The following is a 470-nucleotide window of genomic DNA, read 5'->3' as shown; positions in this document are numbered from 1 at the left end:
TTCGTTTTTTATTTTGTTATTCAGTTTAATCCATTCTGGATTACTCTTAATTTCTATTATTTCCACTTTAATTTCTGATTCAAATTTCGGTGGGATTTTCGGTTTTTGAGTTGAGTAAATTTTCAGAGTATCATTTTCCGTTTTGTATATTATTCCGCCAAATCCGTGAAAAATATATTCAGATATTGAGTCAGGTTGAAATTCCATTTCTCTATTCGTAGAAATCACAGATATTTTATGGTCAGCCGTTAATCCCCAATTTTTACTTTTCAGATACAGGGAACTTTTTTTATTCGGAAAGTAAATCTGTTCTCTTTCAAATACAGGTTTTCCTATTTCGTCCCAACTTGCAAATTCACGTTCTACTTTCATTCCGAACCAAAAGGAAAGTATAATTAGTAAAATCGAAATTATTATTAAATATCTTTTTTTCAATTCGGATTTTGGTTTTTCTTAAATGTTTGCCAACG

General features: G+C 29.6%; 1 protein-coding gene. It reads right to left on the bottom strand.

The genetic code is table 11. The features are described from left to right. A partial coding sequence (locus Q0857_RS16900) for a hypothetical protein (protein WP_298538084.1) occupies nucleotides 1–372 on the bottom strand: 372 nt, incomplete at its 3' end. Nucleotides 373–470: the final 98 nt, after the last annotated feature.

It is taken from the genome of uncultured Algibacter sp. (assembly GCF_947495925.1).
Classification (GTDB): Bacteria; Bacteroidota; Bacteroidia; order Flavobacteriales; family Flavobacteriaceae; genus Algibacter_E.
The sequence above is the reverse complement of the archived record's forward strand: the minus strand, read 5'-3'. Positions and strand labels throughout refer to the sequence as shown.